The sequence below is a fragment of the Oleiphilus sp. HI0066 genome (assembly GCF_001635725.1).
In genome coordinates, this window is sequence record NZ_LWFH01000269.1 from 1 (window position 1) to 10,962 (window position 10,962).

At 43.3% G+C, this 10,962-nt stretch carries 14 protein-coding genes; 9 read left to right on the forward strand and 5 right to left on the reverse strand.

The annotated features are described in order from the left end of the window. The 5 genes from A3738_RS04025 to A3738_RS04045 form a co-directional block, all read left to right on the forward strand. A partial coding sequence (locus A3738_RS04025; protein ID WP_231876527.1) for a di-heme oxidoredictase family protein occupies positions 1-451 on the forward strand: 451 nt, incomplete at its 5' end. Beyond that, positions 452-1,492 (forward strand): imelysin family protein, encoded by a 1,041-nt coding sequence (locus A3738_RS04030; protein ID WP_068476951.1) that lies wholly within the window; start codon positions 452-454, stop codon positions 1,490-1,492. It abuts the gene before it with no gap. Next, the gene (locus A3738_RS04035) at positions 1,492-2,607 is read left to right on the forward strand and encodes a DUF1513 domain-containing protein (RefSeq protein WP_068476953.1); all 1,116 of its coding nucleotides are present in this window, start codon (positions 1,492-1,494) and stop codon (positions 2,605-2,607) included. Before A3738_RS04030 ends, A3738_RS04035 begins: the two co-directional genes overlap by 1 nt. A 49-nt stretch (positions 2,608-2,656) precedes the next feature. Next, positions 2,657-3,133, forward strand: a complete 477-nt coding sequence (locus tag A3738_RS04040; RefSeq protein ID WP_068475648.1) for a DUF411 domain-containing protein — start codon at positions 2,657-2,659, stop codon at positions 3,131-3,133. Between the two features lie 38 nt (positions 3,134-3,171). After that, positions 3,172-3,726 carry a heme-binding beta-barrel domain-containing protein gene (locus A3738_RS04045; RefSeq protein ID WP_068476955.1) on the forward strand — a complete coding sequence of 185 codons (555 nt, stop codon included), beginning with the start codon at positions 3,172-3,174 and terminating at the stop codon, positions 3,724-3,726. Between the two features lie 46 nt (positions 3,727-3,772). Here the strand turns inward: A3738_RS04045 and A3738_RS04050 are convergent, their stop codons facing one another. Then, complete coding sequence (locus A3738_RS04050) at positions 3,773-4,204, reverse strand: DoxX family protein (protein WP_068476957.1); 432 nt, start codon at positions 4,202-4,204, stop codon at positions 3,773-3,775. Positions 4,205-4,535: 331 nt separating this feature from the next. Between A3738_RS04050 and A3738_RS04055 the strand changes: the two genes are divergently transcribed. Continuing rightward, a complete protein-coding gene (locus tag A3738_RS04055; RefSeq protein WP_068476958.1) occupies positions 4,536-5,327 on the forward strand; it encodes a DUF1194 domain-containing protein in 792 nt (263 codons plus the stop codon). A 51-nt stretch (positions 5,328-5,378) separates the two neighbouring features. Here the strand turns inward: A3738_RS04055 and A3738_RS04060 are convergent, their stop codons facing one another. Both A3738_RS04060 and ccoM read right to left on the reverse strand, forming a co-directional pair. Further along, entirely contained in the window at positions 5,379-6,008 is a 630-nt protein-coding gene (locus A3738_RS04060) for an SPOR domain-containing protein (protein WP_068476960.1), read from the reverse strand. 161 nt (positions 6,009-6,169) lie between these two features. Next, positions 6,170-6,286 carry a cytochrome c oxidase subunit CcoM gene (gene ccoM / locus A3738_RS32395; RefSeq protein ID WP_304439253.1) on the reverse strand — a complete coding sequence of 39 codons (117 nt, stop codon included), beginning with the start codon at positions 6,284-6,286 and terminating at the stop codon, positions 6,170-6,172. Between the two features lie 292 nt (positions 6,287-6,578). On the opposite strand from ccoM, the gene A3738_RS04065 reads away from it, so the two are divergent. From A3738_RS04065 to A3738_RS04075, 3 genes are all read left to right on the forward strand, one after another. Further along, positions 6,579-7,592, forward strand: coding sequence for an AraC family transcriptional regulator (locus tag A3738_RS04065; protein ID WP_068476962.1), 1,014 nt, complete (start codon positions 6,579-6,581; stop codon positions 7,590-7,592). A 112-nt stretch (positions 7,593-7,704) separates the two neighbouring features. Beyond that, complete coding sequence (locus tag A3738_RS04070; RefSeq protein WP_068502353.1) at positions 7,705-8,934, forward strand: pyridoxal phosphate-dependent aminotransferase; 1,230 nt, start codon at positions 7,705-7,707, stop codon at positions 8,932-8,934. Positions 8,935-8,937: 3 nt separating this feature from the next. Beyond that, positions 8,938-9,351: a hypothetical protein gene (locus A3738_RS04075; RefSeq protein ID WP_068476966.1), complete on the forward strand. Its 414-nt coding sequence runs from the start codon at positions 8,938-8,940 to the stop codon at positions 9,349-9,351. Between the two features lie 6 nt (positions 9,352-9,357). Here the strand turns inward: A3738_RS04075 and A3738_RS04080 are convergent, their stop codons facing one another. Together A3738_RS04080 and A3738_RS04085 are read right to left on the reverse strand one after the other, a co-directional pair. Beyond that, entirely contained in the window at positions 9,358-10,506 is a 1,149-nt protein-coding gene (locus A3738_RS04080) for an ATP-NAD kinase family protein (protein ID WP_068476968.1), read from the reverse strand. A 12-nt stretch (positions 10,507-10,518) separates the two neighbouring features. Beyond that, on the reverse strand, positions 10,519-10,962 hold a 444-nt coding region (locus tag A3738_RS04085), incomplete at its 5' end, for a PilZ domain-containing protein (RefSeq protein ID WP_197473576.1).

Here is a 10,962-nt window from a genome sequence, read left to right on the forward strand (position 1 = left end):
TATTTTGTACTTCACTTCGATGACTAGCGTGCCCAAAAGAGTGAATTTAGACGATAAAGGAATAAAAGGTCAGCAACTATTTTCCGATATTGGCTGCGCGGACTGTCACCGACCAAGTTATACTCTTGATTCAAAAATCCAAGCGCTGCCGGTTAACGAAACCATATGGCCATACTCAGACTTCTTGTTGCATGATATGGGCGAGAAGTTAGCAGATGGCTTTATAGAGCATCAAGCAAACGGCTCTGAATGGCGTACACCCCCACTTTGGGGCCTGGCATACCAAAAGCAAGTCAACCAGCAGTTACGACTATTGCACGATGGTCGAGCAAGAACCGTAACAGAAGCTATTTTATGGCATGGCGGAGAAGCTAGAAAAAGTAAAACGCAATTCGTCAATTTATCTCAGTCTGATCAGAACCACCTGATCCAGTTTGTGGAGTCACTCTAGATGACCAGTCTTTTTATGCGACATAAATCCTTTTTATTAGGGTGCTTATTTTTTACGTCTTGCTCACTCGCCAACGCCGATTGGAACTCATTCAATTCAGACGTTGTAAACACACAGATTATTCCCGGTTATGAAAGACTACAATCAAGCGCATCAAGTCTAAATAAAGCCAGAGTGAAATTCTGTAGAAACAAAAAAGACACTCAAGCATATAGTAGTTTCAAAAACAGCTATGCTGAGTTTGGGGTTGCTTGGCAAGCTGTCCAACATATTCGTTTTGGTCCCATTTCATATGCAAAACGCGATGTAAGTATTCAGTTTTGGCCTGACAAAAAAGGCTATTCAGGAAAACGTATTCACGAATTCAAAAAAAATACAGATATAGCTCTTAGTGAGCAAGAGTTCCCGACTAGCCGATTTAGTATTGGGGCCTTAAATGTACTAGAGCGTATCCTATATTCAAAAGAGCCAATTGGTAACAGATCGTGCGAACTACTCGCGCTACATACACAAAATCTTCTCCGTATCAGCAGTGAGCTTGCTGTTGAATGGAAAGAGTCAATGCGCAAACAATTTGAGGATCCAAGACAACTAGACGGTTTCTTTGAAGATGAGATCGATGCTGCAACAGCGCTACTGAAAGGAGCCGCTGAAAACCTCGAAGTTATTAGCGCTTTGAAATTGCTACGACCGATGGGCAGCTCCGCAAAAAAAGCAAAATTTCAACGTCTCGAAGCTTGGAGAAGTGGCCTTTCTCTCCCCTTCATCACTGAGAATTTAGACGTTAGCATTGCCATGATCGAAACGCTGCAAAAAAACATACCTAACGCAGAGTTATCATCAACCACTTCTATTTTAGAAAGTGCGAAAAACCGTCTAATGAGCATAAACCTACCTTTAGCAAAGGCGATAAAAAGTAACGAACAGTACAGAGAGCTAAAAGACATTGCGCAGGACTTAATTCATGCTCATTCGGAGTTAGAAAACACGCTGACCAAGATGGGCATTCATTTAGGCTTCAATAGTCGCGATGGTGATTAATGCGCCGCAGACAATTTTTAATAGACGGGTTGACGCTTTGCACAGGCCTTATTGCACTGCCTTCAGTATCTTCGGCATTCGATACAAAACAAAACGATGCAATCTTAAGTGCTATAAAAATAGGAGATCGCTTCGCACTCTGTAAGTTAGAGAACAACAGCCCCCCACAACTACTTGAGCTTCCAGGACGGGCGCATCAAGTCCTGTTTAATCCCAATAAATCAATGGTAGTGGCGGTCGCGAGACGACCTCAAACTTATCTCACTATCGCTGACGCATACTCACTCGAAAAATTAGTCCAAATAGAATCACCGAAGAACACCCATTTTTTCGGTCATGCTTGCTTTAGTCGTGACGGCAATTTGCTTTTTACAACTGAACAAAACTTCGAAACAGGGGAAGGTTTAATCGGAATTAGAGACGTGAGAGACGAGTTCCGACTTCTGCAGCATCACGCCTCACATGGAATTGGGCCACATGAACTCGCTACGCTACACAAGCTGGACTACCTAGTTGTTGCCAATGGAGGTATTCGCACCCACCCAAACACAGGGAGAAAAAAACTAAACATAGACTCAATGCACCCTAACCTCTCGTATATCGATGTTGCATCCGGCGAGTTGATAGAACAAAGGTCTCTTTCTAGAAAACACCATCAGCTTAGTATTCGACATATCGACGTAAACAAGCAGGACGTCGTTGTATTTGGTTCTCAACAACAGGGAAGAATTCATACTCAGGGTTCTTGTATCGGGAAAACTCAATTAGGTGAAGAGTTAAGGCTAGCTACTCAACTGCCAGACAAACAAGCAAATACGAGCAATTATGTCGGAAGTATTCGATTTGAGAGTTCTGGTCGTTACTTTGCTGCAAGCGATCCAAGAGCAGGTCTGATATCGTTCTGGGACAGCGAAACAATGACCTTAGTCAATCAACTAAGATCACACGATGTTTGTGGAATTAGCCCCTCAAATCTTGCATTTGTTACCAGCAGCGGAGCAGGGAAAATAAATGGCTACAGTTTGAACCAAAGTACGGGCAAATTTGTAAAACAATGGAGTGAACTTATTCAAGACAAAGGGAGTCTTATTTCGTTCGATAATCATTTAAGTTAAGCTTTTTTTAGTATTTACAGCTAACGCTTCCGATTTATGGATTTAGACTATGCGCATACTCCTTACTCTATTGCTTACCGTATCTTATTCCTTGTCCGTTGCCTCTTCAGGTGATGAAAAGTTTGTACAAGAAACCGCGATAGATGTATACAAATCAGAGCATTGCGGCTGCTGTAACGGCTGGATAGATCATCTAGACAAAACCGGCTTTCAAACAAATCCCATTAACCACACTCAACTGAACGGCATCAAAGATAAGTTTGGTATACATCCAAAGCTACGATCATGTCATACCGGTGTAGCGGGCAACTACGTTTTCGAAGGCCACGTACCTCCTATTTCGATGAAACAATTTCTCGACAACCCTCCCCCTGGAGCACTTGGATTAAGCGTACCCGGAATGCCAATAGGTTCAGCTGGTATGGAAGATGGGGATCGATTTCAAGCGTATAAAGTATGGTTAATGAATAAAGACGGCACAGTCGAGGAATTCGCATCCATCAACAGCTATGAAGAACAGTTTTAAGTCTATACTCATTGGTCAATACATTTTCGGCGAACACTATGAATAATTTTGAACATCTAGGACCTCTTGCATTACTAGTTGGCACATGGATCGGCGACAAAGGCTCTGACACCTCCCCCGAGCCAGATGGAACTGAGAAAAACACTTACCGAGAAACCGTAACTTACACCCCCATCGGTGATGTTGATAACGCAGAAGAGCAAGAACTTGTCGGTGTTTATTATCACCAAATCGTTCATCGTATACGTGACAACAAGCATCTTCACGACCAATGCGGCTATTGGATGTGGGACAAAGAGAACGATTTAGTTATTCACACTTTAGCTATTCCACGAGGCGTTTCAGTCGTACTAGAAGGTAAAGTTGAGAAAACAGAGAATGGTTGGGCATTCAAACTCCGCGGCCGAGACCGCGAAGGACACATAGCACAGAGCGTTTTCATGCGAGAAAAGGCTTTAACTACATCAATGAGCATGAATCTGGAGTTAGAAGAAAATAAACTGGCCTACGATTTGGATATGGATCTAGAAATCTACGGTCGAAGCTTTGATCACTTAGACCATGCAGAGCTAACTAAACAGAGCGATACATAATAAAAAGCCAAGACACTGTCTTGGCTTTTTCATCTAATGGACAAGCTTAACGTAATAGCTTTGCATCCAAACTAAACTTCCCCGCTCCCTGCGCAGCAAGCACTAGAAAGCCTCCTGCCATCGCGATATTTTTGTAGAACAAGATGAATTGCATCTGATCTTCTAAATTTCCGTGAAACATAAATCCGCTTACAACACAGAAAATTGCTAACGAGATAGCGACTAAACGCGTTTGAAATCCAATTATCAGGGCAATCGCTGCACCAATTTCAAATGCTATGACTAATGGCAGCAAGGCTTCAGATAAGCCTACTGATGCCATGTACTGAGCAGTGCCTGAAAAATTTTGAACCTTACTAATACCCGCCAATAAAAATATAGCAGCTAAACCAACTCGACCAACAATGTCGAATATCGATTGTAAGTTTGGCCCTGTTAACGCCTGATCAACTGATGTTAATAGTTTTGTTGCACTCATGATTCCATCTCCTAAATTGAATTATCTTTCAGAACGGAGACAAGTTTATTAAGCAGTTCACTAAGGTTTAACACCATATTTTTAAGGCTTTACTTCAAATTATTTGAACGATAGCAGCACTTTCCTAAGCGCTCCTCATTGCCAAGCATGAATTACTTCAAGTTTTAGAAGCTTATTCGCAATCCATCACTCGCTTGGACTTGTAAAAATGCCTTAATAATTGCACTCTACGCTTACGTTGCGCAATTTCTGCACAACCCGGTTCGCAGTCTGGAAAACTCCAAGGAAACGGAGAAAACCGATCAAGGTTCATAACTAAAGGGATTAAAAAATGAAAACACTAAAAACTGCATTAAAAGGAATAGCGACTGCTGCTGCTATTTCTCTCAGTGCCGCATCTGCAAACGCCGCCGTAATAGAGCTTGCGCTTGTTATCGACAGCTCAGGAAGTATCGGCTCAACCAATTACAACGCACAACTAGATGCCTATAAAAACATTTTCCAAGATGACTTTTTTACGAACGTTGTTACATCAAATGACGAATTGTATGTAAGTGCTTGGCGCTTCTCATCTGGTGTAACCGAAGCAATTTCATGGACGCATTTGACAAATGATACAGAAGCCGCTGCGTTTGGTGGATTATTCGACGGAGGCGTGACAACCGGTCTTAGCTATACATCAGGCACGACTAATACTGCCCAAGCTATTACTGATGCCGCAAACAGCATTACATCAAACTCAATTGATGGTGACAGTTTAATCATCGATATCTCTACAGACGGTTTCCCTAATGTATGTGGTAATGCTTGTGGGGGCGAGAGTGCATATGACGCAGCAATTAGTGCAGCAACAACAGCGAATTCAAACGGTATTACTGTTAACGCCATTGGTGTAGGGGATGCATTGACCAACGCGAGTGGACAAAACTTTTTAACAAGCTTAACCACTGCTGGCGGAGGTTTTTTTGTTACTGCGAACAACTTCAGCACTGACTTTGAAGCTGCATTGAGAACAAAACTGTTCAGAGAAATCAACGATGTTGAAGTATCTGAGCCGGGCACTTTAGCTTTGTTTGCTATCGGGCTAGCAGGATTAGCGGCAACACGTCGTAAAAAAGCGTAATTACGCCAAGCTCCTGACCATCAGTGTCAGGAGCTTATCTCCTCCACAAAATTAAGAACTTAGGTTGATCTCACGCTGAGCGCCATCACGCTGAATGACATAACTAGATATTCCAGTATTAGACATCATATTTCGTTGCATTAATTTCGCAGCACTTTTAGTTGGAAACTGCCCAACCACCACGGAAAAATACTGTTTACCATCAACTTCTCTCACCAACACTCTTAGATCTTCATAGGCATCTCGATGATTTTTCGCAGAAGCTATTGCTCTCTTTTTTTCAGAAAACGCGGCAAGCTGAAGCGAAAAACCAGTGGCACCTTCAGTCACGAAAGCCTCAGCTTTGTTCGCCTGACTGAACCCTGAGTCTGACTTAAGCAGAGGTGCATCATCCGCTACAGAAACAGAATTTATAGCAGGGACGGCATCAAACACTTCCGTTGAAGTCAGCCCCTCGTATGACAAATACGTCTGTGCATCGCTATCTGAGTTGGGCCCATTGGATGTGACCTCTAGCTGTTCTGATTCAATTTGATGGGATAAAACGAGAGGAGCTTTAGCAGTGCTTTGATTAAACTGCCAAGCGATATTAAAGCCAAGCAACACGGCCAACGCTGCGATGACGGCGATAAATAAAATGAGTGTGTACAGCTCTGTTTGAGTAAAAGAATATCTGCGCATTGTGAACCTCCACAAAAGTGGTCAATTCTTATACAAAACTGATACCAAGGATTTTTTCTATATTAAAAACAATAACTTGACTGCGAGAAATGGAGTAAGCACATCCATTCGAAATAGAATGCCAAAACCTTGACGTTCCATTTCTTGCTTAATTCTGACAACTAAACAGATTTTTTCTTGTGCGCATCTTTGTAAACAAATGCTGCAAAACCACCTAGAAACCCGATAGTTCCAAGAACGACAATTACGCCCGCAATGATTGTTTCATCTATATACATATTTCTGTCTCCTTAGTTAGTACATTCAGGCTATCAAAGGAGTTCTCCTGCAGGCTTGAGCCAGATCAATTCAAGATCCATTGTTTTCATAGAATAACGCGCACGAATTCTAATAAGTCATAAAAGTGAGATTGTCTGCACAGTTGCTTGAGAGTAGCTAAGTTAATATTTCGGGACTTGAGTGCAATGCTGTTAGAGCAACAATAATTAATGCACCTTGACTACGAGAGGGCTCTCTTCTCTTTTCTTCAATGAAGACTTTATTTAATTCTTTTTTCGCCGAACGAAAGCCATGCTAGATGAAATTTATTTTCGCTTGCTGATGGAGCTTGCTCCTGAACCACTCAAGCCGCGACCATTAGACGCTGAACGCATCGTCAATAATTTTGGCATGAGTGAAGAGTCACGAGATGCTTATGGTCATTTGGTGGGTTCGATCTATGAAAACGACCCTAGCTCCGACATAGGGCTCCACTACGGAAGACTGCTGTGCCCCTACGCCTTGTGTGATTTTTCGCGCGCGCTAATGACCGCACCATCGTTCGGCAACGCAATGCAAATAATTAACGATTTGCATTACATGCAAGGTGCTTCGTATTACTTAACTACGTTTGAAAGCAGTGACTCTATTTCAATCGCACTAAACTATCCCTACAAGAAAAACGTGTCGGAACATCAAAGACGTTTTTGCGCTGAAGCGGTCTTCATTTATTTAGTTAACCTTGCACGCGACAGTCTTTGCCATTCAATCTCCCCATGCAAAGTCTGGTTAGACTTCGATAAGCCAAGTTACGCAGACGCATACTCCGAGCTGTTTGGTCTGAACATTGAGTTCAACGCCCCATTGTCTATTCTCGAATTTAAAAACGAGCTAAGCGATGTGGGCTTAAAAACTTCAAATCATACATTGCATAAAACCTACATCAAAAAATGCGTTGATAGCGCGCGTAATGCTGAGAGATATTGGAGCTTTGACTATCGAACAAGTACGCAATTGATTCGACATCTTCCTGATTCGTTCAATGGCTCGACTCTGTCGACGATACTTAGCATTTCCCCCCGCGGACTTCAGAAAAAACTCAGCCTACTCGGCACGTCATTTTCCGAGCTCTCATCTCAAGCTCGTATAGAGTTGGCAAAAGTATTTCTTATCCAACAAAACAAAAGCATTGAGACAACCTCCGAACTTCTCGGATTTCAAACGATCTCAGGTTTCCGCCGTTTTTTTAAATCAGAGCTCGGAATGACCACTAACGAGTTAATCGCTAGCGCCCCCGAAAACGCTGCCATCCAAAATTTGTTGTAAGCAACTACAAAGATAGGCGCGCGGATACCTCCCTAAGCATTCCAATATTCCTTTATTTATATAGAATGGCTTCTAGGCTTAATAAATACCTTTAATAAACAAAGAGAAAACGATGAAAAGCATTAAGAAATCCTCAAAACTCGACAACGTGTGTTATGACATTCGCGGCGAAGTTGCCCGCGAAGCACGTCGTCTCGAAGAAGAGGGGCATCGTATTCTCAAACTCAACATCGGCAATCCAGCACCGTTTGATTTTGACGTCCCCGAAGAAATTCAAACAGATGTGATTCGCAACCTTCCTAACGCACAAGGTTATTGTGATTCCAAGGGCTTATACTCTGGTAGAAAAGCTGTCATGCAGCACTACCAAGCCCGTGGAATTTTAGGTGTCGATATTGAAGACATCTATTTAGGGAATGGTGCGAGCGAGCTGATTGTGATGGCTATGCAGGCCATGCTTAACAACGGTGACGAAGTGCTAATTCCATCTCCCGACTACCCACTTTGGACGGCGGCGGTCACGCTGAGTGGCGGCAACGCAGTTCACTACAAGTGTGATGAGACACAGAACTGGGAGCCAAGTATTGATGATATCAAATCGAAGATATCAGAAAACACCAAGGCCATCGTAGTTATTAACCCCAATAACCCAACCGGAGCAGTGTATTCAAAAGCGTTGCTCTCTCAGATTGTTGATCTTGCCCGCGAACATAACTTGATTCTTCTTGCTGACGAGATCTACGACAAAATTTTATATGATGATGCTGTGCACTTCCCGATGGCAGGAATGTCGAATGATGTCATCACACTTACCTTTAATGGCTTATCAAAATCTTATCGTGCAGCGGGCTATCGCTCTGGCTGGCTTATGATCTCAGGCCCTAAACATTTAGCGTCTGACTTCATCGATGGATTAGATATGTTGGCTTCAATGCGTTTGTGCGCAAACGTTCCAGCACAGTATGCCGTTCAGACCGCTCTTGGTGGATACCAGAGCATTAATGATCTGATCATCCCCGGTGGTCGCTTCTACGAGCAACGTAATCTGGCTTACGAGCTGTTGAATAAGATTCCCGGCGTACAATGTACTAAGCCAGAAGGCGCACTTTACATGTTCGTGAAGCTAGACCCTGAAGTTCACAAAGTCTACAACGACGAACAACTAGTACTCGACTTGCTCAAACAACAAAAAATTCTCATCGTGCATGGTACTGGCTTTAATTTGCAAGACACTCAACATTTCCGTTTTGTATTCCTACCGCGTGAAGATGTACTTCGAGATGCGATTGCGCGTTTCGAAAAATTTTTACAGACCTACAAGCAGCTTCCTGAAACAGAATAAAGCATGTACGACATACACATTGAAGAGTTTTATCGCGATTGCGCGGTCGTACTATTGCAGCTTTATCAGAGCTTTCCTGTAAAAAGTTCGGTTTTTGTTGAAGACGTTGCAGGCCCAGATAATCCTGACGAATTTGGGCTTCATAGCCCTCGTTTTCAGGCCTGTTTCGGAGCAATGTTGTGGCTAGAAAGCGAAGGATACATGAGCTTTGAGTCAACGCTTCGACAAGAAGCGATTGAGCAGGCGACGCTTAGCGCCCTAGGACTAAGATTGCTCAATCATCTAAGCGATGAGTTAGCCGAAGAGGACAACAAGCTTCCTAATGTAGAGATCCTTAGAATTGCTTTGAAGAATGGGACCTCGACTCACTTGGCTCGCTTGATGATTCATTTGTTTTCAGAGTACAAAAATAAATAGACGAACTTATGCACTGTAAGCGATGTCGTACAAGACGTAGTCGTGATAGCCACATAAAATGGGCCGATAACCACTAATCTCTTGGTTCAGAGCATCGTCTCCACTATCGACCTGCAGTGCTTTACCCTCTAACGCATGAAGCTTTTCTTGCGTCCCGACAAATTGAATGTTGGTAATGCCAAGCATTCTTAACACGCGAACGCTTAGCTGCTGATTACCGCGGCCTAATACTACTCCCTGCCCTCCAATCACAGACAAAAACAACTTTGCCTTTGGATAATTGCCAAGTAAATCAATCAATACTGGTTCGTTCGCATCCTTCGCAATACACTCTCCGTTATACCAGGCATCCACACCAAGCAAGGTTGGCTCATCAATGCCGACGAACTCTTTAATATGTCGTAAGCTACCACCAGAACCAAAGAGATAAAGTACATCATCCTCGAGCGTCTCAGAGACGAATGCCGCAATGTCATCTAGCGATAACTGATCATCAGGCAAACCGCTACACTTTACGCATTGCACCAACAATTGATCATCGGGAACAAGCAACTCACCAAAGTGCTTGGTAACAACCCGCCCCTCTTGAAAGGATCGTTCGTCAATATCACGCACCTCAGCTTCAGTCACCGCAACGAGCTTACGCGCCAACATGCTCTTTATGATCGACACAACTGCTTGAGGCGTGATAGCGAAAACACCAGAGTGCATCTTCACACCACTCGGTATGCCCAGACATACCTGCTCGTTGTTTATGGACGCACAAACATCTCGAGCCGTGCCATCTCCACCAGCGAACAACAGCAAGTCCGGACTAAATGAAGATAAGATATTCACAGCCTCTTGCGTGTGCTGTGCAGTGGTCTCACTCGGCGCGGAATACACAACCTTATACATTAATTTGGCATGATCTAGCTGAGTAAAATAGTCTTCTCCCATTGTTCCGCTTGGAATCAGAAATTCAATCTGATCAAGGCTATCTGATAGGCCTTCTATGATTTGCTGAATCTTGCCTGGAATGGCACTTGTGATACCAAGTGCTCTTGCTCGCTCCGCGGTATCAACGGCATCACTACCTTTAAATCCGCTTGGTCCGCCTAAACCTGCTACAGGGTTAATGACCAGAGCAACGGTAAATCTTTTTGAATGGCTCATATACTTCGGAGCTTATCTTTGCTCATAAATGAAATTATTGAGGGTCAGACGCGCATCTTCGCTCATTTCTAAAAACTGCACGCCAAAAACAAAATGCGGTTCGCCGACAACTTCCGACTCAACATGCGCATTTCGAATAATCGCAGATAAGCGAACGTTGCGCGTCATGTCTGGTAATACTAGATCAAACTCCAACAACAACTCATGACCAAACTCACCTAGCCGATCACGAGATCTGATTTTTGCACCCGTTTTGCTTAGGTCTTCAATGATTCCATCTTTTGGCCATGTTGCATCGATATTAAAATGGCTATCTATGTTCGCCATGATTCGCGTCGTGACACGCTCTGCACTGCGCACTTTTCGCATTTCAATCATACTGGGATATGACAAAAACATATGCGGAAATGGCTCAGAAACCAATGCCAACACGCGTACCCCAAAATTAACAAAGCC

Excerpts from the sequence above, each read along its gene's own strand:
- A3738_RS04030 (WP_068476951.1), top strand. The coding sequence starts at position 452 with ATGACCAGTCTTTTTATGCGACATAAATCCTTTTTATTAGGGTGCTTA.
- A3738_RS04035 (WP_068476953.1), top strand. The coding sequence starts at position 1,492 with ATGCGCCGCAGACAATTTTTAATAGACGGGTTGACGCTTTGCACAGGC.
- A3738_RS04040 (WP_068475648.1), top strand. The coding sequence starts at position 2,657 with ATGCGCATACTCCTTACTCTATTGCTTACCGTATCTTATTCCTTGTCC.
- A3738_RS04045 (WP_068476955.1), top strand. The coding sequence starts at position 3,172 with ATGAATAATTTTGAACATCTAGGACCTCTTGCATTACTAGTTGGCACA.
- A3738_RS04050 (WP_068476957.1), bottom strand. The coding sequence starts at position 4,204 with ATGAGTGCAACAAAACTATTAACATCAGTTGATCAGGCGTTAACAGGG.
- A3738_RS04055 (WP_068476958.1), top strand. The coding sequence starts at position 4,536 with ATGAAAACACTAAAAACTGCATTAAAAGGAATAGCGACTGCTGCTGCT.
- A3738_RS04060 (WP_068476960.1), bottom strand. The coding sequence starts at position 6,008 with ATGCGCAGATATTCTTTTACTCAAACAGAGCTGTACACACTCATTTTA.
- ccoM (WP_304439253.1), bottom strand. The coding sequence starts at position 6,286 with ATGTATATAGATGAAACAATCATTGCGGGCGTAATTGTCGTTCTTGGA.
- A3738_RS04065 (WP_068476962.1), top strand. The coding sequence starts at position 6,579 with ATGCTAGATGAAATTTATTTTCGCTTGCTGATGGAGCTTGCTCCTGAA.
- A3738_RS04070 (WP_068502353.1), top strand. The coding sequence starts at position 7,705 with ATGAAAAGCATTAAGAAATCCTCAAAACTCGACAACGTGTGTTATGAC.
- A3738_RS04075 (WP_068476966.1), top strand. The coding sequence starts at position 8,938 with ATGTACGACATACACATTGAAGAGTTTTATCGCGATTGCGCGGTCGTA.
- A3738_RS04080 (WP_068476968.1), bottom strand. The coding sequence starts at position 10,506 with ATGAGCCATTCAAAAAGATTTACCGTTGCTCTGGTCATTAACCCTGTA.